Source organism: Pantoea sp. SGAir0175, from assembly GCF_043547855.1.
Window position 1 is genome coordinate 2,694,052 of record NZ_CP028081.1, and the last position, 23,219, is coordinate 2,717,270.

Consider the following 23,219-nt stretch of genomic DNA (forward strand, 5'->3'; position numbering starts at 1 on the left):
TGGCAAAGTCAATGTGCAAAAAAACAGCGCCGCACATTTTGCTGCTGAACAATTTATTATTTTTATCTTCAGCGGGTTACAGGGCTTGAGAAAGGTCTTATATCTGAATCTATCTACATGAATTTATACATTTTTGATGGTTTGACGCGCAACGATGACGATAACGTTTATTTCTGATTAATTCTGGTTAAAAAATAATGGCTGACGCGCTTAAGAAATAAAAAAACCCGGCCTGAGCCGGGTTAGTGCATGAATGCCAGTTAGCCGATATATTCCAGCCCGCCCATATACGGGCGCAGCACGTCCGGCACTGTAATGCGACCATCCGCCTGCTGATAGTTTTCCAGCACGGCCACCAGCGTACGCCCCACCGCCAGGCCTGAACCATTCAGCGTGTGCACCAGACGCGGTTTTTTGTCCGTTTTGCTGCGGCAGCGAGCCTGCATGCGGCGCGCCTGGAAATCCCACATATTCGAGCAGGAGGAGATTTCACGGTAGGTGTCCTGCGCCGGCAGCCAGACTTCTAGGTCATAGGTTTTGGCTGAGCCGAAGCCCATGTCACCCGTGCACAGCAGCACTTTACGGTACGGCAGGTTCAGCAACTGCAGCACTTTTTCTGCATGGCCGACCAGCTCTTCCAGCGCGTCCATGGAGTTTTCCGGTGCGACGATCTGGACCATCTCCACTTTGTCGAACTGGTGCATACGGATCAAACCGCGCGTGTCGCGGCCGTAAGAACCGGCTTCGGAACGGAAGCAAGGCGTGTGGGCAGTGAGTTTGATCGGCAGAGATTCCTCTTCAACGATCTCATCGCGCACCAGGTTAGTCAGCGGCACTTCGGCGGTCGGGATCAGCGCATAGTTGCTGCTGCCTGCTTCTTCGCCCAGCGGTTTGGTATGGAACAGATCCTCACCAAATTTTGGTAACTGACCGGTACCGTACAGCGTCTCGTGGTTCACCAGATACGGCACGTAAGTTTCCAGATAACCGTGCTGCTGGCTGTGCAGATCGATCATGAACTGGCTCAGCGCGCGATGCAGACAGGCAATCTGGCCCTGCATCACGATAAAGCGCGAACCGGTCAGTTTCACCGCCGAGGCGAAATCCAGCCCTTTGACCGCTTCACCCAGCTCAACATGATCTTTCACCGGGAAATCGAACTGGCGCGGCTGGCCCCAGCGGCTCACTTCCTGGTTTTCGCTATCATCTTTACCCAGCGGCACTTCGTCGGCCGGCAGGTTAGGCAGCGCAAGCGCAAAGTCACGAATTTCGTTCTGCAGGGTATCCAGCTCTGCTTTCGCCGCATCCAGGCGTTCGCCCAGCGCGTTCACTTCCTGACGCAGCGGCTCGATATCTTCCCCACGTGCTTTGGCCTGACCGATGGATTTGGAGCGGGAGTTACGCTCAGCCTGCAGGTTTTCAGTTTCTACCTGCAAAACCTTACGACGCTCTTCGAGGGAGCGCAGCGTATCCACATCCAGTTTAAATCCCCGGCGTGCCAGTTTTTCTGCGACTGCGTCTGGCTCATTACGCAGCAGATTGGGATCGAGCATGCTTATCCTGTGTAATAAAAGGTTGATTGAACGAATGGAGGGATGCATTCCACCGGAATGCATTGAAATCCTTGCTCACCTTACCGTAACGCGTTTATCAGCGGTAGCGTTTTATCGGGCTATTTTGATCCTGTTCAGCAAGCCAGGCGAGTTTTTCACCGATCTTGCTTTCAAGGCCACGATTGGTGGGTTGATAGTAGCGCGTCTGCGCCATTTCCGGCGGGAAAAACACCTCGCCGGCCGCATAGGCATTGGGTTCGTCATGCGCGTAACGGTACTCTTTGCCGAGGCCCATCTCTTTCATCAGCTTCGTCGGTGCATTACGCAGATGTTCCGGCACATCGTAATCCGGGAACTCACGCGCATCACGCATCGCCGCTTTGAAGGCGGTATAAACAGCATTGCTTTTTGGCGCACAGGCCAGATAAACAATTGCCTGGGCAATTGCACGTTCCCCTTCCGCAGGCCCGACGCGGGTAAAACAGTCCCACGCGGCAATTGCTACCTGCATGGCGCGCGGATCGGCATTACCGACATCTTCCGAAGCAATCGCCAGCAGCCGCCGCGCCACGTAGAGCGGATCGCCACCGGCAGTGATGATGCGCGCGTACCAGTAAAGCGCCGCATCCGGGGCTGAACCACGAACCGATTTGTGCAGTGCCGAGATGAGATCGTAAAAGCGGTCGCCTTTGTTATCGAAACGCGCCGCGCGTTCACCCGACACTTCATTCAGCAGCTGAGGCGTTAGCTCCCGCTGTCCCTGCGCATTGAGCTCAGCCATATCGGCCATCATTTCCAGCGTATTCAGTGCGCGTCGTGCATCACCATTGACCAGTTCAGCGATCATGCGCCGGGTATTGTCCGGTAACAGAATATCGCTGTCGCCGTAACCGCGCGTTTTATCCTGCATCGCCTGATCCAGCACCTGTTCGATATCCGCGCTGGTCAGCGATTTAAGCAGATAAACGCGGGCGCGCGACAGCAGTGCCGAGTTCAGTTCAAAGGAGGGATTTTCCGTGGTTGCGCCAATGAAGGTGATGGTGCCGTCTTCAATGTGTGGCAAAAACGCATCCTGCTGGCTCTTATTGAAACGATGCACCTCATCAACAAACAGAATAGTGCGACGCCCCACCTGGCGATTCTGCCGCGCGCGCTCAATGGCCTCGCGGATCTCTTTAACGCCGGAAGTCACCGCTGAAATGCGTTCGACGTCGGCTTTGCCGTAATGCGCGATAATCTCCGCCAGCGTGGTTTTACCGGTCCCCGGCGGTCCCCATAAGATCATGGAGTGCAGCTGACCCGCCTCAATAGCGCGCGGCAACGGCTTACCGGCCGCGAGCAGATGCTGCTGACCAATATATTGCTGCAGCGTCGCTGGCCGCATACGCGCAGCCAGCGGTCTGAACTCATTTGACGGTGCAAAATCCAGCGACAGGTTACTCACCCTCACCTCACTGACGTTGATCGTCCACCGTTACCCCTTTTGGCGGCGTAAAGGTGAATTTATCCGGGCTGATAGCGCCGTTTTTCTGGCTCTTCAGCTGATAGTTGCTGCGCTGTCCATCCTGCTCGATCGCGCTGAACTGATTGATGGTGCCTGCGGAAGTGACATTGATGGTGAACTGTTTCAGGTTGCCATCGCTGCTTTTAGGCGTCAGCTCAAAATTATCACCCTGCTGCTTAATGTTGTACTGCTGCCAGTCAGAGGGCTGGTTACGCGCAATCAGCATAAACGGCGTGTTGCTGGTGGCATTCTGCAGCAGGCTTACGCTCGCCTGTTCCACAAAAGGATTATAGAACCACAGATTTTTACCGTCGGAGATAATCACGCTTTCGTCCGGTGCAGTCATGTGCCAGTTAAACAGGCTCGGACGTTTTACCCACAGTTCGCCTTCGCCGTCCTGCACATTTGCGCCGCTACCGTCAGTCACCTTCTGACTGAAGCTGGCATGGAAGCTGTTCACTTTATTAAGGCGCTGCTGCAGATCGCTGGAAGCATCCGCCAGGGCAGAAGAAGCAACAAAACCGGCCAGCAGGCCACAGGCAATAACGCGAAATTTCATCTGATACGATTCCTTATTCATGGTTTCCTGACACTTACTGCATTAACCGTAGTCGCCGCTCCGTCAGTTCGACAGGAGAAAAAGCCGAAAGCTCCCAATGATATGGGGATCGGACCACAGATAAACAACGGGCCAGTTTACACTGGCCCGGCATAACACTGCGGAGAAAAGTCTTACATTTCGTGAGGTGGCGGTGACAGCACTTCACGGTTACCGTTGTGGCCTGGCTCCGAGACAATGCCCTGCGCCTCCATCTGTTCGATAATCCGCGCCGCGCGGTTGTAGCCAATACGGAACTGGCGCTGCACGCCGGAGATCGACGCGCGGCGTTTCTCCACCACGAACGCCACCGCCTGGTCAAACAGCGGATCCAGCTCTTCATCGCCGTCTAGGCCGCCAGCACCGCTTTCACTCTCTTCACCGGCGGTAATGCTGTCGATGTACTGCGGTCGCCCACGCGCTTTCCAGTCCTGCACGACTGCATGCACTTCCTGGTCACGCACAAAGGCGCCGTGAACACGTACCGGCATGGAGGAGTTAGGTGGCATGTAAAGCATGTCACCCATACCCAGCAGGGATTCCGCACCGCCCTGATCGAGAATGGTACGCGAGTCAATTTTACTGGATACGGTAAAGGCGATACGCGTCGGAATGTTGGCTTTAATCAGGCCGGTAATCACATCCACCGACGGACGCTGGGTAGCCAGCACCAGGTGAATACCTGCCGCACGGGCTTTCTGTGCCAGGCGCGCGATTAGCTCTTCGACCTTCTTGCCCACCGCCATCATCAGGTCAGCGAACTCATCAACCAACACCACAATGTACGGCAGTTTTTCCAGCACCGGCGGGGTGGTGTCCATGCTGTCGCCCGGTTTCCAGAACGGGTCCGGAATTGGCCGGCCCATAGCGGCCGCCTGCTCGATCTTCTCGTTATAGCCAGCCAGATTACGCACGCCCAGCGCAGACATCAGCTTATAGCGGCGCTCCATTTCGACCACACTCCAGCGCAGCGCGTTGGCCGCGTCTTTCATGTCGGTGACCACTTCCGTCAGCAGATGGGGAATGCCCTCATACACTGACAGCTCGAGCATTTTCGGGTCGATCATGATAAAGCGCACTTCTTCCGGCGTGGCTTTATACAGCATGCTGATGATCATGGTGTTGACGCCAACCGACTTACCGGAACCGGTGGTACCGGCCACCAGCAGGTGCGGCATCTTCGCCAGATCGGCCACCACGGGCTGACCAGAAATATCTTTACCCAGCACCACCGACAGCGGCGAAGGGTTGTCGCGGAACTTATCGCAGTCCAGCACCTCACGCAGATAGACGGTCTGACGATGTTTATTGGGGAGTTCGAGGCCGACATAAGGCTTGCCCGGAATCACCTCAACCACACGCACCGCAACGGCAGAGAGCGAACGTGCCAGGTCACGCGACAGGTTAGAAATACGTGCCGCCTTGACGCCCGGCGCCAGATCCAGCTCAAAGCGGGTGATTACCGGCCCCGGAGAGATACCCACCACTTCGGCTTTCACGCGGTAATCCGCCAGACGCGCTTCAACCAGACGCGCGGTCTGTTCCAGTGCGAACATATCCACCGGCTCCTCTTCCGCCGGCGGCGACGTCAGCAGATCCAGCGTCGGCAGCGGCGTGGAAGGTTTCTCCAGCGGCTGTTCGTGACGTACCAGGAAGGGGTGGAACAGGCTGTCCTGCGCAGGGGCGACAGGCTTCGGCGTTTCAGCCGGCGCGGCGTAAACCTCGTCGTCTGGCGTTGACCACGGGCTGGTTTCCTCACTCAGCGATGCGGGTACCGCCGGCTCAGGTGCCGCTGGCTGCTGCCACTGGGCCGGAGCGTCCGGCTCTGGCGTGGCGGCAATGGTAAACAGCGGTTCGCTCGGCGTGTCATCAACCAGATCTTTCATCGGAGAGAAATCAAACGCGGCTGAGGTATCCAGATTAAATACCGCCGCGCTCTCCTGCTCAGGCTGGCTGTAACGCTGTTGCTGCTGCTGAGCAAACTGCTGCGCCAGCTGGGCCTGCTGCAGCGCCTCTTCATCTTCTTCCTCTGCCGGCTGCTGCTGCCAGCTGTCGCCGTACCGCTGCTGCTGCTGCGAATGGAACGCTTCGCGCAACTGGGCTTCCTGCAGCGCAGCGTTATCATCATCGTGCGGCTGTGGCACTTGCCAGCTGGCGCTGATTTCTGGCTGCTGCTGGTCGGCCTCTTCACGGGCCTTCTCTTCTGCCATGCGTTGCGATGGCAGTTTGATACCGTATGAGGCCAGCTCACGCCGGGTTGGCAGCTTAACCTTGTTAGGACGCGGCAGTTCCGGGCCGATGCCCTGTTTCACCTGCGGGTTGTAATCGCGCTCCGGCACCACATCAAAGGCTGGCGTGTAAGCCGCAGAGCGGGCAGCAGCGGCGGCCGTCGCTGAACCGAGTGCGGCAGCGGCTGCCGTATTCAGCGGTGTGGCGGCCTGATCGGCACTCTGCCAGTTACCCATGCGCGGGCCATCGTCTTCTTCAGCAAGCGAGAAGGCGTCGGCGGCCGGTGACGCAGGCACTTCGAAGCGATATAACGGGGGAGCAGCTGGCGTGGGTTCTGCTGGCGGAATAGCTGGCGCCGCAGGCGCACTGGCAACGGCTGCCGATGCCGGGACAGCCGCAGCCAGCTGTGACGGCGCAGGTTGTGGAGCTACGTTTACCGCCGGTGCGGATGGCTCAGGCGCAGCGACGGCCGGCGCCTGACGTGCGGCGTCACTGGTGGCGGCCAGCGCAGCCGCGGTAGCCGCACTGGCTTTCGCCAGCAGGGGATCGTCGCTGGCGACTTCAGCCACAGGTTCCGCTACCTGTCGGGGCTTAGCCAGCAGTACGTCATCTTCGTCGTCCTGAGCCGGCGCAGCGCGCAGTGGCGGAACCGCTTCGTCGGGGTGCGCCTCGTCGTAGTCGTCTTCTTCCTGCCAGGGTTCATCATGGCGCGAGCGGTTGCTGGCAAAGGTCAGCACGCCCATCACCACGCTGCCGATCTTCTCGGCAATCGCCAGCCAGGACCAGCCGGTATAAAGCGTGATACCCGCCGCCCAGACGCACAGCAGCGTCAGCGTGCCACCGGCACCGCTGAACCACGGCGCCATCGCATTGCTCACCAGGCTGCCAATTACGCCGCCGGAGGCAAAATACCAGATATCGTCCACGTTCAGCGCAGCCAGTCCGCAGGTGGTCACCACCAGCGCCAGCACGCCAATCAGCCGCAGGCCCACCGCAAAATAGTCGATGTAATCCTGGCGATCGCGCTGACGGAAGGTGATCCAGCACAGACCAATAATCACTGGCGGAATGGCGTAGGCCATCACACCAAAAATAAACAGCAGGGTATCAGCCAGCCATGCGCCCACGCTGCCGCCCAGATTGTGGATCGGCTCGTGCCAGGCGGTTTGTGACCAGCTGGGATCGGAGGGATTAAAGCTAACCAGCGACACCATCAGATAGATGGCAAACAAGGCCACCAGGATGAGCAACGCTTCCAGCAGCCGACGTCCGCTGCTCAGTGGTTGTAATGAAACGTCTTTGTCTTCTGTATATTCCTGGCTCAAGAGAACTCTCCAGGTGCCTGTAAATTAAGAAGGCAACAGCGCCAGGCTTGCCTGACGCTGGTCCTGTATGAATTCACAGGAGTGTACCGAAATCCTGCAAGCTTTGCACCTGCCCTGCGTTACCGGGTCTTAATCACCAGACGATTGCTCTGTTTGACCTCTTCCATCACCACGTAGGTACGGGTGTCGTTGACGCCCGGCAGGCGCAGCAAGGTCTCACCCAGTAGTTTACGGTAGGCGGACATATCCGGCACGCGGGTTTTCAACAGGTAGTCAAAGTCACCGGAAACGAGGTGACATTCTTGAGTTTCCTCAAGTTTTTGTACAGCGGCGTTAAATTGTTCAAACACATCTGGCGCGCCGCGATTCAGAGTAATCTCAACGAATACCAGCAGTGAAGCATCGAGATAGTGCGGGTTCAGCTGCGCGGTGTAGCCCAGAATGAAACCCTGACGTTCCAGGCGACGTACGCGTTCAAGACAAGGTGTTGGCGAGAGGCCGACACGTTTTGAAAGCTCAACGTTGGAAATACGACCGTCTTTCTGCAGTTCATTCAGAATATTTCTGTCGATCCGATCCAGATCTTTTCCGGGGCGTTTCTTGTTGTCTACCATTATTATTGTCTCTCTTAATTCCTTCCCTTTACCTGCCAAACCCTGAAAACGTTCAATGTTCAGGGCCTTACTGAAGTGAAGTCTTTAAGCCTGTGCAGTAACGCGACCATCCGTATGACGCATGCTGTCTGTCCACATCATGCGTCATTACCAATGTCAGGCTGAGTTTATTTGGCGAAATTGCGCAAAACAGAGCTGAAATTCTGTTTCGAACCGCTAAATTTTCTCTGCTTCTGACAATGTTTTCGCAAAAGCGCAGGCGATTGTCAAAGTAAAACATCCAAATTCAGTACAAGATGCCAGACAGCGTACTGGGTTGCTGTTTTTAAATGAGAATTTTTATACAGCTGCACCACAAATTGCCGAGCAATGCCCCCTTTTGGCGCAGCGCGCGTGCAGAATTGCCATTCATCGTCTACGCCGCTTGCAGTGATTGTTAACAAAATTGCTGAAACCTTTTTTTGCGACCGTAATTTCCCTACAATCGAAAACTATGTTGTCAGACACACACTGAGGAACGCATGAGTACGGCCAAACACAGTAAGCTGCTCATTCTGGGCTCCGGCCCTGCCGGTTACACCGCAGCGGTTTATGCCGCCCGCGCTAACCTGAACCCGGTATTGATTACCGGACTGGAAAAAGGCGGCCAGCTCACCACCACGACTGAAGTCGAAAACTGGCCGGGCGACCCGCACGATCTGACCGGCCCTGCGCTGATGGAACGCATGCAGGAGCATGCTGAGAAGTTCAACACCGAAATCATCTTTGACCATATTCACACGGTTGATTTGCAGAACCGTCCGTTCCGCCTGACCGGCGACAGCGGCGAATACACGGCGGATGCGCTGATCATCGCGACCGGTGCTTCAGCGCGCTACCTTGGCCTGCCGTCAGAAGAGGCATTCAAAGGCAAAGGGGTTTCGGCCTGCGCCACCTGTGATGGTTTCTTCTATCGTAACCAAAAAGTCGCGGTTATTGGCGGCGGTAACACGGCCGTTGAAGAGGCGCTCTATCTGGCCAACATCGCTTCCGAAGTGCACCTGATTCACCGTCGTGACAGCTTCCGCGCTGAGAAAATCCTGATTGACCGCCTGATGGAGAAAGTGCGTAACGGCAACATCGTGCTGCACACTGACCGCGCGCTGGACGAGGTGGTAGGCGATCAGATGGGTGTCACCGGGTTGAAACTTTCGTCAACCAAAGGTGAAGCCCCGGTCTCGCTGGAAGTGGCGGGCCTGTTTGTCGCCATCGGTCATAGTCCGAACACGGCGATTTTTGATGGGCAGCTGGATCTGGAAAACGGCTATATCAAAGTGCAGTCCGGCCTGCAGGGCAACGCGACGCAGACCAGCGTGCCGGGCGTGTTCGCTGCCGGTGACGTGATGGACCACATCTATCGTCAGGCCATTACCTCTGCCGGTACCGGCTGTATGGCCGCGCTGGATGCGGAACGTTATCTGGATGGTCTGGTTAAAAACGATAAGTAAGTTGTTAATTATCTGATCATAATTGCACTGAGGCGGCCACTTTTGGTCGCCTTTTTTATCGCCTGCGTGCTACAGTTCTGCCACCCGTCTGTCCGGCATTTAGCGTCGGATTTTGCCTCTCGTCACGGTGATCAAACGGCTTCGCATGAACAAATCACGGCAACACGAACTGCTGCGCTGGTTACGCCAGCAACGTCATCATGGCGCACGCAGCCTGCGACTGGCCTCGCTGGCAGGTTTTGCTGCGGCGTTAATTCTCATCGCCCAGGCCTGGCTACTGGCCTCCCTGCTGCAAAAACTGCTGGTGGAACAGCAACCCCGCGCTGAACTGGTGAGTGATTTCCTGTTACTACTGCTGTGCTTCGCACTGCGCGCCGCGCTGCACTACGGTCGTGAGATGGCCGGCTTCAGGGCCGGCGTGGCGATTCGCCGTGCGCTGCGGCAACAGGTGCTGGACCGGCTGAACGCGCTCGGTCCGGCCTGGATTCAGGGCAAACCGGCCGGGAGCTGGGCGACGCTGCTGCTGGAACAGATCGAAGAGATGCAGGAATATTACGCGCGCTATCTGCCGCAGATGTCGCTGGCGGTTTTTGTGCCCTGCGCCATCCTGATCGCCATTTTCCCGATTAACTGGGCCGCCGGACTGATTCTGCTGGCGACCGCACCGCTGATTCCGCTGTTTATGGCGCTGGTCGGCATGGGAGCGGCCGATGCCAATCGGCGTAATTTTCTCGCGCTGGCGCGTCTGAGCGGCGATTTCTATGACCGGCTGCGCGGACGCGAAACGCTGCGCCTGTTTCACCGCGCGGACGCTGAGCAGCAGGCGATTGCCGCCACTACGCAGGATTTTCGTCAGCGCACCATGGAAGTGCTGCGCCTCGCCTTTCTCTCCTCTGCGGTGCTGGAGTTTTTCGCCTCGCTGGCGATTGCCGTGGTCGCGGTCTATTTCGGCTTCTCGTACCTGGGTGAACTCAATTTTGGCCACTACGACACCGGCGTGACGCTGTTCGCCGGTTTCCTCGCGCTGATTCTTGCCCCCGAATTTTTCCAGCCGCTGCGCGATCTTGGCACCTTTTACCATGCCAAAGCGCAGGCGGTGGGCGGCGCAGACGCGCTGGATACCTTCCTGCGCGAAACGCCCCAGCGCGCGCCGCAGGCGGCCACGCAGACGCTGGATGCTGACGCGCCACTCTCCCTACGGGCGCAGGATCTGGTGATCATGACCGCCAACGGCGAGGCGCTGTCACAGCCGCTGAATTTCAGCCTTACTCCCGGTCAGCGCGTGGCGCTGGTCGGACAAAGCGGGGCCGGAAAAAGTGCGCTGATGAATGTCCTGCTCGGTTTTCTGCCCTATCAGGGTTCACTGTGCATTAACGGCCAGGAACTGCGCGACATCAGCCGCAGCAGCTGGCAGCAGCAGCTGGCCTGGGTAGGACAAAATCCGCAGCTGCCGGCGGCGACGCTGCGTGACAATCTCCAGCTCACTGACACGCCGGTGGACGAGGCCACGCTGACCGCCGTGCTGCAGCGCGCTGGCGTCAGCGAATTTTTATCGCGTCTGCCGCAGGGGCTGGATACGCCAGTTGGCGATGGCGGCATCGGCCTGTCCGTTGGGCAGGCACAGCGCATCGCCGTTGCGCGGGCGCTGCTGAAACCGGCTCGCCTGCTGCTGCTGGACGAACCGGGATCCGGGCTCGACAGCCAGAGCGAGCAGCACGTGATGGGCGCACTACAGCAGGCCGCACAGCAGCAAACTACGTTAATGATTACCCATCAGCTGCACGCTCTCGACCAGTGGGATGAAGTGTGGGTGATGCAGGCCGGACAACTGGTGCAGCAGGGCCACTGGCAACAGCTGATCGCAGAAGCCGGCCCGCTGCGCGAGCTGGCGCAGCATCGTCAGAAGGAGATTGCCTGATGCGCACGTTACTGCCTTTCCTGCGCCTGTATCGCCGCCATCCGTGGCGATTAGGTCTTGGCGTGGTGCTGGCGATTGTCACGCTGCTCGCCAGCATCGGCTTGCTGACGCTGTCCGGCTGGTTTCTTGCTGCCTCCTCGCTGGCTGGCGTCGCCGGTCTGTACAGCTTCAATTACATGCTGCCCGCAGCCGGCGTGCGTGGCGCGGCAATCACCCGCACCGCCGCGCGCTATTTTGAACGGCTGGTCAGCCACGACGCCACTTTCCGCGTGCTGCAACACCTGCGCGTCTTTACCTTCAGCCGGCTGATGGCGCTGGCACCGGCGCAGCTGGCGCGCTTTCGTCACGGCGAACTGCTGAACCGCTTTGTCAGCGATGTCGATACTCTCGACCATCTCTATTTACGCGTTATTTCTCCACTGCTGGGTGCGGCGGTGGTGGTTGTGGTGGTGACCTGTGGCCTGGCGCTACTCGATATGCGACTGGCGCTGCTGCTCGGGGCGATTATGTTGCTGACGCTGCTGCTGATGCCCCCGCTGTTCTGGCGACTCGGCGCGCGCACCGGCGCGCATATTGCCCGTTACCAGGCTTGCTGGCGCCTGCAACTGACGCACTGGTTCAGTGGACTGGCCGAGCTGCAGATTTACGGCGCGGCGGCGCTGTGGCGACAGCGGCTGGATCAGGAAGAACGTGCGTGGCAACAGGCGCAGCAGCAGCAACACCGGCTGCAGGCGCTGGCGCAGAGCCTGCTTACGTTGATCGCCGGCAGTACCGTTACGCTGCTGCTGTGGCTGGCCGCCAGCGGCGTCGGCGCCAATAGCACGCCGGGTGCACTGATTGCCCTGTTTGTGTTTTGCGCGCTGGCCGCGTTTGAAGCGCTGGCACCGGTGGCCGGCGCATTTCTGCCACTGGCGCAGGTGACGCACGCGGCGCAGCGCGTGCAGGAGATCATCGATCAACCGCCAGCCATTCACTTCCCGACACAACCGGTTGCGACGCCGCGCGGCCTCAGCCTGACGCTGGAACAGATCGATTTCAGCTATCCGCAGCGGCCAGAAGCGGTGCTGCACAATTTCTCCCTGACGTTAGCAGCCGGTGAACATCTGGCGCTGCTGGGCCCGACCGGCTGCGGAAAATCCAGCCTGCTGGCGCTGATCACGCGCGGCTGGGAAGCGCAGCGCGGCACGATTCGCCTGAACGGGATTGATCTGGCGGCGTGGGACGAAGCCAGCCTGCGTCAACGCATCAGCGTTGTCACGCAGCGCGTCCATCTGTTCAGCCAGACGCTGCGCGCTAACCTGCTGCTGGCAGCACCACAGGCCAGCGATGCCCAGCTGATTGACGTATTGCAGCGGGTTGGGCTGGCGCATCTGACGCAGCACAATGAAGGACTGAATGCGTGGATGGGTGAAGGTGGCCGGCCGCTGTCTGGCGGTGAACTGCGCCGGCTGGCGATTGCCCGTGCGCTGCTGCACGATGGCGATCTGTGGCTGCTGGATGAGCCGACCGAAGGTCTGGATGCTGCGACCGAGCAGCAGATTCTCACGTTGCTACAGCAGGTTAGCCAGGGAAAAACGCTGATCATGGTGACGCATCGCCTGAGCGGACTGGAAAAAATGGATCGCATCTGTGTGCTTGACGGTGGGCAGATTATCGAATCCGGCAGCCATGACGAATTAATCTCAAAAGCGGGACGCTACTGGCGTTTCCAGCAGCGCTTTGCGCTATAGTCTATGCGTTTAGCCTGAGGGTGACCGACGCCATGAGACTGGTACAACTTTCCCGGGATTCGCTCAATTTCCCGCCGCCGGAGATGGCGCTGCGTGAGCCAAACGGCCTGCTGGCCATGGGCGGCGATCTCTCCCCTGCCCGCCTGATGAATGCCTATCAGCGCGGTATTTTTCCGTGGTTTTCGCCCGGCGATCCGATTTTATGGTGGTCGCCAGATCCACGCGCGGTCCTGCTGCCGGAGTCGTTTCATCTCAGCCACAGCATGGCGCGCTTCCATCGCCGTTCGCCCTATCGCGTCACCATGAATCACGCCTTTGCTCAGGTGGTGGAAGGTTGCGCCAGCGGGCGTCAGGAAGGCACCTGGATCACCTTTGAAGTGAAACGCGCCTGGCTGCGCCTGTATGAGCTGGGCCATGCGCACTCAATTGAAGTCTGGCAGGATCAACGCCTGGTTGGCGGCATGTATGGCCTGGCGCTCGGACAGATTTTTTGCGGTGAGTCGATGTTCAGCCGGGCGGAAAACGCCTCTAAAACCGCGCTGTGGGTTTTCTCACAGCACTTTATTGCGCATCAGGGACGGCTGATCGATTGTCAGGTGCTGAATCCGCATACCGCCTCGCTGGGCGCAGTTGAAATTCCGCGCGTTGATTATCTGCAATACGTGCAAACGCTGGCCTGGCAACCGGTGCAGGCTGGCTGCTGGCAAACACAAACCCTTTTTTGACTGTCCCCGCAGATGTTTTGCACACAATTCCCGACAAAAGTGATACAATAAGCGAGTTTGGTATGTCGTCCGCGCTTCGCTGTGGCGAGCCGGAATTGCCAGGCTGGGAATCTCACCCTGTTCCCGAAGCTGTTTCAGTTGCGCACCCGATGCCGATTGCTGCAGATTCTTAGCCCGCTAATCCCCCGCAGACGTCAAAAACACCCGAATTTATCCGTAATGCACGCGCAGCGGCGCGACGCACGGCGAAGCGTTGGCAAAAACAGCCAACGTTTCTTTACATAAATCATGGAATTCGGCATTATCTTGCCGGTTCAACAGTTTGGTAGTTCACCCAGAGGATTCGATGGCCAAAGAAGACAATATTGAAATGCAAGGTACCGTACTGGATACGTTACCTAACACCATGTTCCGCGTAGAGCTTGAAAACGGGCACGTGGTTACCGCTCATATCTCCGGTAAAATGCGTAAAAACTACATCCGCATCCTGACGGGCGACAAAGTGACTGTCGAGTTGACCCCGTACGACCTGAGCAAAGGCCGCATTGTCTTCCGTAGTCGCTAAGTTGTTGCACTCGCCTCGCGTTTGCTGATGTAAACTAAGCGCGAAAAAAAAGGCCGGATTTTAATCCGGCCTTTTTCTTATCTGCGCACCCGCTTAATGCACGGTGCCCTCGGTTTTACGTTTTTCCGCACTCATGAAGTGGTAGGTGAGCTGGTTTTTCTCTTTATCCAGTCCAACCGATACCGATCCGCCATCTACCAGAGAGCCAAACAGCAGCTCGTTAGCCAGCGGTTTCTTCAGGTTTTCCTGCACGGTACGCGCCATCGGACGCGCGCCCATCGCTTTGTCGTAACCTTTTTCGGCCAGCCAGTCGCGCGCATCATCGCTGACTTCCAGCGACACACCTTTCGCATCCAGCTGTGCCTGCAGCTCAACAATAAATTTATCCACCACCTGATGGATCACCTGAGTATCGAGGTGACGGAACCAGATAATGTTGTCGAGACGGTTACGGAACTCCGGCGTAAAGATCTTTTTGATCTCTTCCATCGCGTCGGTGCTGTTGTCCTGCTGAATCAGGCCGATGGATTTACGCTCGGTCTCGCGCACCCCGGCGTTGGTGGTCATCACCAGCACCACGTTGCGGAAGTCCGCTTTGCGGCCGTTGTTATCGGTCAGCATTCCGTTATCCATCACCTGCAGCAGCAGGTTGAAGACATCCGGATGGGCTTTCTCGATCTCATCCAGCAGCACCACCGCGTGCGGATGCTTGATGACGGCGTCAGTCAGCAGACCGCCCTGATCAAAGCCGACGTAGCCCGGAGGCGCACCAATCAAACGACTGACGGTGTGACGCTCCATATACTCGGACATATCAAAGCGCAGCAGCTCAATGCCCAGCGCCTTCGCCAGCTGCACGGTGACCTCGGTTTTACCGACCCCGGTCGGACCCGCAAACAGGAACGATCCGACTGGCTTACGCTCCTGCCCCAGACCCGCGCGGCTCATTTTGATGGCTTCAGTCAACGCTTCAATCGCGTTGTCCTGACCAAATACCAGCATTTTCAGACGGTCGCCGAGATTTTTCAGCGTATCGCGATCGGTGGCCGAAACGCTCTGCTCCGGAATACGCGCGATGCGCGCCACCACGGATTCGATGTCCGACACGTTGACGGTTTTCTTGCGCTTGCTGACCGGCACCAGACGCGCACGCGCGCCAGCTTCATCGATCACGTCAATCGCCTTGTCCGGCAGATGACGGTCATTGATGTATTTCACCGCCAGCTCAACCGCCGCACGTACCGCTTTGGCGGTGTAGCGCACATCGTGATGCGCTTCGTACTTCGGCTTCAGCCCGTTAAGAATTTGTACCGTCTCTTCAACCGATGGCTCAGTGATATCAATTTTCTGGAAACGGCGCGCCAGCGCACGATCCTTCTCAAAGATATTGCTGAACTCCTGATAGGTCGTGGAACCCATCACGCGGATTTTACCGCTGGAAAGCAGCGGCTTGATCAGGTTCGCCGCATCCACCTGGCCGCCCGATGCCGCACCGGCACCGATAATGGTGTGGATCTCGTCGATGAACAGAATGCTGTTGTTATCCTGTTCCAGCTGTTTCAGCAGCGCTTTAAAACGTTTTTCAAAATCACCGCGGTATTTGGTACCGGCCAGCAGCGAACCGATATCCAGCGAGTAGATGGTGCACTCTTTCATCACTTCCGGCACGTCGCCCTGCACAATGCGCCAGGCGAGCCCTTCCGCAATCGCAGTTTTACCGACGCCCGATTCGCCCACCAGCAGCGGGTTATTCTTACGACGACGGCACAGCACCTGAATGGCCCGTTCCAGCTCTTTATCGCGGCCGATCAGCGGGTCAATTCCGCCGACGCGAGCAAGCTGATTAAGATTGGTGGTGAAGTTTTCCATACGTTCCTCCCCGCCTGCTTGCTCTTCGTTAACCGGATTTTCCGCGCTGTTCTGCGGCTGGCCCGGTTCGTCTTTACGCGTACCATGGGAGATGAAGTTCACCACATCAAGGCGGCTTACTTCGTGTTTGCGCAGCAGGTAAGCCGCTTGCGACTCCTGCTCGCTGAAAATGGCGACCAGCACGTTCGCACCGGAAACTTCACTGCGACCGGATGACTGGACATGGAAGACCGCACGCTGCAGCACACGCTGGAAGCTGAGCGTCGGCTGAGTGTCGCGCTCCTCTTCGCTGGCAGGCAGCACCGGCGTGGTTTGTTCGATGAAGGCTTCGAGTTCCTGACGCAGAGCCGCAATATCCACCGTACAGGCTTCCAGTGCCTCTCTGGCCGACGGGTTGCTGAGCAGCGCCAGCAACAGATGTTCGACGGTCATAAACTCGTGACGGTGCTCGCGCGCTCTGGCGAAAGCCATGTTTAAACTGAGTTCCAGTTCTTGATTGAGCATTTGGCACCTCCCCCAATTATCGCTCTGACGGACTGAATCCTATATGGAGACAGCTTCAGGCTTTTTCCAGCGTACACAGCAACGGATGTTGATTTTCCCGCGCGTAATTGTTCACCTGGGCGACTTTGGTCTCCGCCACTTCTGCAGTGAATACACCACAGATTGCCTTTCCATGGTAGTGAACTTTCAGCATCAGTTGCGTTGCACGTTCAACATCATAAGAAAAGAACTTTTGCAGAACGTCAATAACAAATTCCATAGGTGTATAATCGTCATTATTCAGAATGACTTTATACATTGAAGGCGGCTTTAACCCTTCGCGTACTTTGTCTTCGGCCAGATGTTCAAAGTTAAGCCAGTCGTTTGTGTTTGCCATAATGTTCCGTTGAAATTCTGCGTTACGGTAGCGCACATTTCTGTGCTCTCACCTCAAGTTTAACACGCCTGTCAAGCCGCTTTTCCTGTGGCAAAAATCGGTCCTGAAAGCGCATGCGCGACCTGTATCACAAAATTTGCAATAGCGTTAACTGCCTCAAATTTTGATGAATTTCTCCCCGTGCGCCAGGGCCGTTTGCTTGACGATAAGGTCCGTTTCTCTACATTCTACTTACACAAGCTGATTGAGTTTTAAACAAACTCGACTCACAGCTTCAATGACCTCACCTACTTATCAAAATGTCTTGCGAGGGAAGTAAAAGCATGGAGACGGGTACTGTTAAATGGTTCAACAACGCCAAAGGCTTCGGCTTTATCTGTCCGATTGGCGGCGGCGACGATATCTTCGCACACTACTCCACGATTCAGATGGAGGGATACAGAACGCTGAAAGCGGGCCAGCACGTTCAGTTCGATGTCCATGAAGGGCCGAAAGGCAACCATGCCAGTCTGATTGTGCCCTGTGAAGCATCGTCACTCTCCTGACGGGCGCGCGTCTGCTCTCATTCTGACCACTCCCGAAAAAAAATGCCAGCCACAGACGCTGGCATTTTTCTTTGGCGTCCCGCGTCAGTTTTACTCTGCCCGACCGCGCGCCAGCCACATGACGTGGCCAAACAGCTGATCGAGCAACGGCGGAATCGCCTGCGGCCCGCGTTCGGCCGCTGCCATCGCCACCGCAATCGCCAGTTCCGGCTTCGAGCTGTGATGAATGGCTTTGGTAATAATACGCCGCGCGTTCATCGGCACGTTTAACGGCAGGTGCGCCATCTGGTGATAGACATCACTAAAGCCCTGCTTATAAAGGAAGTGTTCGATGTCGGGCGCCGGGAACTGCGTGAGATGGTCGCTCTCCTGCTCATGCGGCTGTAGCTGGCTGCGCGCGGTGGCGGCATATTTTTTTCCGGCCTCGTCGCCGTCAGTCAGCACGTGCCAGGCAATGCCCATGCGGCGCGCATATTTCAGCAGCGGCTTAAGCCCGGACTGCGCAAACTCAATTACTTTCACGCCTTCCGCGGCAAAATGGTAGCCGCGCTGCCGCGCCAGCTCATTGATGATCCACACTTCGGTTTCACCCTCAACCAGCAACCAGCAGCGGGCAAACAGCGCCGACGGACGGTTGACGCGGATGTGAAAGCCGATACGGCGCGCCTCTTCGGCACTTAATCCTTCCGGCCCGATACGCCACGCCGCCACGCGATCGGGTTCGCGCACCAGTCGGCAGATTTGCTCCAGCGCCACCTGTGACAGCAGCTCACCGGAGTTAGTGGTGGCGATTTTTTGCAGCGGCATCAGCGCCAGCAGATTCCACGCCACCGACAGCATGATGGGATGCAGCCGCGTTTCCGGATCCTCCACCAGCAGCAAGGGGCGCGCGCCTGTGGGCAGCGCATCGCTGCCGTGCGCCTGCAGCAGGAGCGAGAACATGCGCAGCAGAATCACCTGGCGACTGCGCGATTCGGTACCGGCGATCAGCTGATTGAGCTGATCGAGCGAACGCCAGCCCTGACTGCCGTCACGCAGCTCCGGCGCAACCCGCGCGGCGCCCGTGTCCGGTTGCTGTACCAGAAAATAGTGCGCCATCAGCTGCTGCATGGTGTGTAATCCCTGGCGCAACAGCTCGTCGCTCAGGGTTTGCGGCCGCGCCACCAGATCGCGCGTCAGGCTATGCATCTCCTGCGCCAGCGCGCTCAGCGTATCAGCGCGTCGCTGCGTGTCGTTGTCGCTATGGCGCGACCGCCGGCCAAAACGCGCATCACGCAGGCGCAGCACCGGATAGTACGCGCGCAACTGCGCCAGCGCGACGTCGGTGCCCGCCAGCGGCAGCACCTCGCCACGCGCGTCAATAAAGCGCCAGCGGGTTTTGACTTCGCTGCCCTGGCGCGTCGCCAGCGTACTGAAGCGCAGATAGCGCCCCGCGTCATCCTGCTGCCAGAACGGCGCAAACAGCGCTTCATGCTCATCGCCCTGCGCGCGAAAGCGAAACACCAGCTGCAACTTATGCCGCCGGGCCTCCACCTCACCGGGCGGGAAATGGAAGTCCTGTTCGGTGAACATATAGGGCTCAGCGGCCGGAGCCAGCAGCAGCGTTAGCGCATCCAGCAAACTGGATTTACCCCACGCGTTTTCCCCAATCAGCAGGTTGGTGTCGGTCAGCGGCAGCGACAACCGGTTAATGCCGCGAAAGCCGTGTATATCGATATGTTCCAGAATCATCGCGCAGTCCCTCCGTGCTTTGCCAGAGCATGGTCCGCCGCGCTGCGTTGGTCAAGTCGGCAGCGGGAGAAAAGGTTTACACTTCAGGCATTTTCCATTAGCGTGGCGTCTCGCAAAAAAGGACGTCATTTTTCATGTATACCGGACTGCTTATCATCCTGGTGCCACTGATGGTGGGCTATCTGCTACCGTGGCATCAGCCCGCGCTGTTAAAGCGCGTGAACCGCCTGCTGAGTTTGCTGATTTACGCCATTCTGTTTTTTATGGGTACCAGCCTCGCCTTTCTCGACAACCTCGGCAGTAATTTGCTGATTGTATTTAAAACCGCGCTGATTGCTGCAGGTGCCATTCTCAGCTGCTCACTGCTGGCGCTGTGGCTGCTGGATCGCCGCTGGCCGTGGCGTCAGCAGCATCGTCAGCAGGATCTGCCATCGCGCTGGCACATGGTGCTGGAATCGCTCAAGCTGTGCGTGGCGGTGCTGGCCGGTTTCCTGCTGGGATTAACCCAGTGGGCGCCGCTGCGCCATGCATCGACCCTCAGCGAAATCGCGCTCATCGTGCTGCTGTTCCTGGTTGGCGTGCAGCTGCGCGGCAGCGGCATGACGCTGCGCCAGATCACCCTGAACCGACGTGGCATGACGGTAGCGCTGGTATCCCTGTGCGGCTCGCTGGGCGGCGGCGTGCTGGCGGCGTGGCTGCTCGGCGTTTCGCTGTCAACCGGACTGGCGCTGGCCAGCGGCTTCGGCTGGTATTCGCTGTCCGGCATTCTGATGACCGAAGCGTACGGCCCGGTGATCGGCAGCGCCGCCTTCTTTAACGATCTGCTGCGCGAGCTGGCTGCGGTGCTGCTGATTCCGGTGCTGGTCAACCGCTACCGCAGTATGGCACTCGGGCTAAGCGGTGCCACGTCGATGGATTTCACCCTGCCGATTCTGCAGCGTGCCGGCGGAATGGAGATTGTGCCTGCGGCCATCGTGCACGGTTTTATCATGAACCTGCTGGCGCCGATCCTCATCGCCCTGTTTTCGGCCTGACGCGCAGCGCATTTTTTCACGCCCGCTGCGCTGCGGCTTCGTCTACGCTTTCTCTCTGACACGTTTTTTGCCATCCGACTGGATGGCCAACACCAGAAAGGAGCGAACGATGAAGCAAACAGTGGCGGCCCTGCTGGCCAAAACGCTGGAGAGCGCCGGCATAAAACGCATTTGGGGCGTAACCGGTGACTCCCTCAACGGGCTGAACGACAGCCTCAACCGCATGGGCACCATTGAATGGATGCCAACGCGCCATGAAGAAGTGGCCGCTTTTGCCGCCGGGGCGGAAGCACAAATCAGCGGTGAGCTGGCGGTGTGCGCCGGCTCCTGCGGCCCTGGCAACCTGCATCTGATCAACGGCCTGTTTGACTGCCATCGCAACCATGTACCGGTGCTGGCAATTGCCGCGCACATTCCTTCCAGCGAAATAGGCAGCGGCTATTTTCAGGAAACCCATCCGCAGGAGTTATTCCGCGAGTGCAGCCATTACTGCGAGCTGGTCTCCAATCCGGAACAGCTGCCGCAGGTGCTCGGCATTGCGATGCGTAAGGCCATCCTCAATCGCGGCGTGTCGGTGATTGTGCTGCCGGGTGACGTGGCGCTGCAGGCGGCGCCGGAGAATGCGCGCAGCGAATGGTATCCGCCGCAGCTGCCGCAGGTGGTGCCGTCGGTCAGTGAACTGACGCGCCTCGCAGAAACGCTCAATGAAGCGAAAAATATCACCCTGATGTGCGGCAGCGGCTGCGCCGGTGCCCATGCGGAAGTGGTAAAGCTGGCCGAAACGCTGAAAGCACCCGTGGTACACGCCATGCGCGGCAAAGAGCACCTCGAGTACGACAACCCGTATGATGTCGGCATGACCGGGCTGATCGGCTTCTCATCCGGCTATCACGCCATGATGAACGCCGACACGCTGGTGCTGCTCGGCACCCAGTTCCCTTATCGCCCGTTCTACCCGGCGGACGCGCGCATTATTCAGATTGATATCAATCCGGCCAGCCTCGGCGCGCACAGTCACGTCGACATGGCGCTGGTGGGTGACATCAAAGCCACGCTGCAGGCGCTGCAGCCGCAGCTCACCAGCCACAGCGACCGTCATCACCTCGATCGCGCACTGGAGCACTACGCGGATGCGCGCAAAGGGCTGGACGATCTGGCGACCGCCAACGATAAGCAGGCGATTCACCCGCAGTATCTGGCCCAGCAGATCAGCCACTATGCGGCCGATGACGCTATCTTTACCTGTGATGTCGGCACGCCAACGGTGTGGGCAGCGCGCTATCTGAAAATGAACGGCAAGCGCCGTCTGCTCGGCTCGTTTAACCACGGTTCGATGGCCAACGCCATGCCGCAGGCGCTTGGCGCACAGGCCATTGATAAACAGCGTCAGGTGGTTGCGCTGTGCGGCGATGGCGGCTTCAGCATGCTGATGGGCGATTTCATCTCGCTGGCGCAGCTTAAGCTGCCGGTGAAGCTGGTGATCTTCAATAACAGCGTGCTGGGCTTTGTGGCAATGGAGATGAAAGCCGGTGGCTATCTCACCGACGGCACCGATCTGGAGAACCCGGACTTCGCCGCCATCGCCACCGCCTGCGGCATCAAAGGGATCCGCGTGGAAAAAGCCTCGGAGCTGGATGGCGCGCTGCAACAGGCGTTCGCCCATGACGGTCCGGTGCTGGTAGACGTGATCACCGCCAAGGAAGAGTTGTCGATGCCACCGCAAATCAAAGCCGAGCAGGCTAAAGGTTTCAGCCTGTACATGCTGCGCGCGATCCTGAATGGTCGCGGTGATGAAATCGTCGAGCTGGCGAAAACCAACTGGCTGCGGTAAAACGAAGAGACTTGCCGGATTAATCATCATGCGGGCGCTTAGCCCGCTTTTTTATGTCAGGAGAGCAACGTGATCGATTTACGCAGTGATACCGTGACCCGCCCGAGTGCCGCGATGCTGGATGCGATGATGGCGGCCGAAACCGGCGATGATGTCTATCGCGATGATCCCACCGTCAATGCGCTGGAGGCTGAAGCGGCGCGCCTGAGCGGTAAAGCGGCTGCGCTGTTCTTCCCTACCGGCACCCAGGCCAACCTGGTGGCGCTGCTGTGCCACTGCCAGCGCGGCGATGAGTACATCGTCGGCCAGCAGGCGCATAACTACAAATATGAGGCTGGCGGTGCCGCGGTGCTCGGCAGCATCCAGCCGCAGCCGATCCTCGCGGCTGCCGACGGCACGCTGCCGCTGCACGACGTGGCGGCCGCCATCAAGCCGGACGACATGCATTTTGCCCGCACCCGCCTGCTGAGCCTGGAAAATACCCATCACGGCAAAGTGCTGCCGCTGAGCTACCTTGAACAGGCGTGGCAATTTACCCGCGAGCGCCAGCTGGCGCTGCACATTGACGGCGCGCGCATCTTTAATGCCGTGGTGGCGCAGGGTGTGCAGCTGATCGATATCGCCCGCTACTGCGATAGCCTGACCATCTGCCTGTCGAAAGGACTGGGCACGCCGGTCGGCTCCCTGCTGTGTGGTGATGAAGCTTATATTGAGCAGGCGCGGCGCTGGCGCAAAATGACCGGCGGCGGCATGCGCCAGGCCGGCATTCTGGCGGCAGCCGGTCTCTACGCGCTGCAGCACAACGTGGCGCGTCTGCAGGAGGATCATGACAACGCCGCGTGGCTCGGTGCGCAGCTCAGCGCTATTGGTGTGGAAGTGGTGAGCCAGCACACTAACATGCTGTTCGTGAAAGTGCCGGCGGAGCAGGTCGCACCGCTACAGCGCTGGATGCAGGCGGGCGACGTGCTGCTCAGCGTAGGACCGCAGACCCGCATCGTCACCCATCTGGATGTCAGCCGCCAGCAATTACAGCAGCTGGTGGCGCGCTGGCAGGCCTTTCTCCAGCCGTAACGCCGCTACG

At 58.4% G+C, this 23,219-nt stretch carries 17 protein-coding genes; 9 read left to right on the forward strand and 8 right to left on the reverse strand.

Annotated features, from left to right (window positions below; genetic code table 11):
• Nucleotides 1–260: 260 nt before the first annotated feature.
• The 5 genes from serS to lrp form a co-directional block, all read right to left on the reverse strand.
• Nucleotides 261–1,553 carry a serine--tRNA ligase gene (gene serS, locus C1N56_RS12580; protein ID WP_264248814.1) on the reverse strand — a complete coding sequence of 431 codons (1,293 nt, stop codon included), beginning with the start codon at nucleotides 1,551–1,553 and terminating at the stop codon, nucleotides 261–263.
• A 97-nt stretch (nucleotides 1,554–1,650) separates the two neighbouring features.
• Entirely contained in the window at nucleotides 1,651–2,997 is a 1,347-nt protein-coding gene (locus C1N56_RS12585) for a replication-associated recombination protein A (RefSeq protein WP_021508355.1), read from the reverse strand.
• Between the two features lie 7 nt (nucleotides 2,998–3,004).
• Nucleotides 3,005–3,616 carry an outer membrane lipoprotein chaperone LolA gene (gene lolA / locus C1N56_RS12590; protein ID WP_150360628.1) on the reverse strand — a complete coding sequence of 204 codons (612 nt, stop codon included), beginning with the start codon at nucleotides 3,614–3,616 and terminating at the stop codon, nucleotides 3,005–3,007.
• Nucleotides 3,617–3,789: 173 nt separating this feature from the next.
• Nucleotides 3,790–7,209 (reverse strand): DNA translocase FtsK 4TM domain-containing protein, encoded by a 3,420-nt coding sequence (locus C1N56_RS12595; protein ID WP_264248816.1) that lies wholly within the window; start codon nucleotides 7,207–7,209, stop codon nucleotides 3,790–3,792.
• A gap of 119 nt (nucleotides 7,210–7,328) precedes the next feature.
• Nucleotides 7,329–7,823 carry a leucine-responsive transcriptional regulator Lrp gene (gene lrp, locus C1N56_RS12600; RefSeq protein ID WP_006118610.1) on the reverse strand — a complete coding sequence of 165 codons (495 nt, stop codon included), beginning with the start codon at nucleotides 7,821–7,823 and terminating at the stop codon, nucleotides 7,329–7,331.
• Between the two features lie 521 nt (nucleotides 7,824–8,344).
• On the opposite strand from lrp, the gene trxB reads away from it, so the two are divergent.
• From trxB to infA, 5 genes are all read left to right on the forward strand, one after another.
• The gene (gene trxB / locus C1N56_RS12605; RefSeq protein WP_021508358.1) at nucleotides 8,345–9,310 is read left to right on the forward strand and encodes a thioredoxin-disulfide reductase; all 966 of its coding nucleotides are present in this window, start codon (nucleotides 8,345–8,347) and stop codon (nucleotides 9,308–9,310) included.
• A 145-nt stretch (nucleotides 9,311–9,455) separates the two neighbouring features.
• On the forward strand, nucleotides 9,456–11,228 hold the full coding sequence (gene cydD / locus C1N56_RS12610; RefSeq protein ID WP_104187001.1) for a heme ABC transporter permease/ATP-binding protein CydD: 1,773 nt from the start codon (nucleotides 9,456–9,458) through the stop codon (nucleotides 11,226–11,228).
• Nucleotides 11,228–12,958: a heme ABC transporter ATP-binding protein/permease CydC gene (gene cydC, locus C1N56_RS12615; protein ID WP_394516727.1), complete on the forward strand. Its 1,731-nt coding sequence runs from the start codon at nucleotides 11,228–11,230 to the stop codon at nucleotides 12,956–12,958. Before cydD ends, cydC begins: the two co-directional genes overlap by 1 nt.
• A 32-nt stretch (nucleotides 12,959–12,990) precedes the next feature.
• Nucleotides 12,991–13,683 carry a leucyl/phenylalanyl-tRNA--protein transferase gene (gene aat, locus C1N56_RS12620; RefSeq protein WP_058780817.1) on the forward strand — a complete coding sequence of 231 codons (693 nt, stop codon included), beginning with the start codon at nucleotides 12,991–12,993 and terminating at the stop codon, nucleotides 13,681–13,683.
• A 346-nt stretch (nucleotides 13,684–14,029) separates the two neighbouring features.
• On the forward strand, nucleotides 14,030–14,248 hold the full coding sequence (gene infA, locus C1N56_RS12625) for a translation initiation factor IF-1 (RefSeq protein ID WP_002211347.1): 219 nt from the start codon (nucleotides 14,030–14,032) through the stop codon (nucleotides 14,246–14,248).
• Nucleotides 14,249–14,341: 93 nt separating this feature from the next.
• Here infA and clpA read toward each other — a convergent pair whose 3' ends face one another.
• On the reverse strand, nucleotides 14,342–16,621 hold the full coding sequence (gene clpA, locus C1N56_RS12630; RefSeq protein WP_021508362.1) for an ATP-dependent Clp protease ATP-binding subunit ClpA: 2,280 nt from the start codon (nucleotides 16,619–16,621) through the stop codon (nucleotides 14,342–14,344).
• 55 nt (nucleotides 16,622–16,676) lie between these two features.
• A complete protein-coding gene (gene clpS, locus C1N56_RS12635) occupies nucleotides 16,677–16,997 on the reverse strand; it encodes an ATP-dependent Clp protease adapter ClpS (RefSeq protein ID WP_021508363.1) in 321 nt (106 codons plus the stop codon).
• 323 nt (nucleotides 16,998–17,320) lie between these two features.
• Between clpS and cspD the strand changes: the two genes are divergently transcribed.
• On the forward strand, nucleotides 17,321–17,542 hold the full coding sequence (gene cspD / locus C1N56_RS12640) for a cold shock-like protein CspD (RefSeq protein WP_058757774.1): 222 nt from the start codon (nucleotides 17,321–17,323) through the stop codon (nucleotides 17,540–17,542).
• A gap of 90 nt (nucleotides 17,543–17,632) precedes the next feature.
• Here cspD and C1N56_RS12645 read toward each other — a convergent pair whose 3' ends face one another.
• Nucleotides 17,633–19,273 (reverse strand): DUF2813 domain-containing protein, encoded by a 1,641-nt coding sequence (locus C1N56_RS12645; protein ID WP_394516728.1) that lies wholly within the window; start codon nucleotides 19,271–19,273, stop codon nucleotides 17,633–17,635.
• A gap of 134 nt (nucleotides 19,274–19,407) precedes the next feature.
• On the opposite strand from C1N56_RS12645, the gene C1N56_RS12650 reads away from it, so the two are divergent.
• The 3 genes from C1N56_RS12650 (at nucleotide 19,408) to ltaE (ending at nucleotide 23,209) form a co-directional block, all read left to right on the forward strand.
• On the forward strand, nucleotides 19,408–20,307 hold the full coding sequence (locus C1N56_RS12650) for a lysine exporter LysO family protein (protein WP_394516729.1): 900 nt from the start codon (nucleotides 19,408–19,410) through the stop codon (nucleotides 20,305–20,307).
• A gap of 109 nt (nucleotides 20,308–20,416) precedes the next feature.
• Nucleotides 20,417–22,138 (forward strand): ubiquinone-dependent pyruvate dehydrogenase, encoded by a 1,722-nt coding sequence (gene poxB, locus C1N56_RS12655; RefSeq protein WP_241797765.1) that lies wholly within the window; start codon nucleotides 20,417–20,419, stop codon nucleotides 22,136–22,138.
• Nucleotides 22,139–22,207: 69 nt separating this feature from the next.
• Nucleotides 22,208–23,209 carry a low-specificity L-threonine aldolase gene (gene ltaE / locus C1N56_RS12660; RefSeq protein ID WP_021508367.1) on the forward strand — a complete coding sequence of 334 codons (1,002 nt, stop codon included), beginning with the start codon at nucleotides 22,208–22,210 and terminating at the stop codon, nucleotides 23,207–23,209.
• The last annotated feature ends 10 nt before the right edge of the window (nucleotides 23,210–23,219 follow it).

What these genes read in the sequence shown, in the direction of transcription:
- lolA (WP_150360628.1), bottom strand. Translation starts at nt 3,616, where the DNA reads ATGAAATTTCGCGTTATTGCCTGTGGCCTGCTGGCCGGTTTTGTTGCT.
- trxB (WP_021508358.1), top strand. Translation starts at nt 8,345, where the DNA reads ATGAGTACGGCCAAACACAGTAAGCTGCTCATTCTGGGCTCCGGCCCT.
- aat (WP_058780817.1), top strand. Translation starts at nt 12,991, where the DNA reads ATGAGACTGGTACAACTTTCCCGGGATTCGCTCAATTTCCCGCCGCCG.
- cydD (WP_104187001.1), top strand. Translation starts at nt 9,456, where the DNA reads ATGAACAAATCACGGCAACACGAACTGCTGCGCTGGTTACGCCAGCAA.
- infA (WP_002211347.1), top strand. Translation starts at nt 14,030, where the DNA reads ATGGCCAAAGAAGACAATATTGAAATGCAAGGTACCGTACTGGATACG.
- serS (WP_264248814.1), bottom strand. Translation starts at nt 1,553, where the DNA reads ATGCTCGATCCCAATCTGCTGCGTAATGAGCCAGACGCAGTCGCAGAA.
- cspD (WP_058757774.1), top strand. Translation starts at nt 17,321, where the DNA reads ATGGAGACGGGTACTGTTAAATGGTTCAACAACGCCAAAGGCTTCGGC.
- C1N56_RS12645 (WP_394516728.1), bottom strand. Translation starts at nt 19,273, where the DNA reads ATGATTCTGGAACATATCGATATACACGGCTTTCGCGGCATTAACCGG.
- clpA (WP_021508362.1), bottom strand. Translation starts at nt 16,621, where the DNA reads ATGCTCAATCAAGAACTGGAACTCAGTTTAAACATGGCTTTCGCCAGA.
- clpS (WP_021508363.1), bottom strand. Translation starts at nt 16,997, where the DNA reads ATGGCAAACACAAACGACTGGCTTAACTTTGAACATCTGGCCGAAGAC.
- poxB (WP_241797765.1), top strand. Translation starts at nt 20,417, where the DNA reads ATGAAGCAAACAGTGGCGGCCCTGCTGGCCAAAACGCTGGAGAGCGCC.
- lrp (WP_006118610.1), bottom strand. Translation starts at nt 7,823, where the DNA reads ATGGTAGACAACAAGAAACGCCCCGGAAAAGATCTGGATCGGATCGAC.
- C1N56_RS12650 (WP_394516729.1), top strand. Translation starts at nt 19,408, where the DNA reads ATGTATACCGGACTGCTTATCATCCTGGTGCCACTGATGGTGGGCTAT.
- cydC (WP_394516727.1), top strand. Translation starts at nt 11,228, where the DNA reads ATGCGCACGTTACTGCCTTTCCTGCGCCTGTATCGCCGCCATCCGTGG.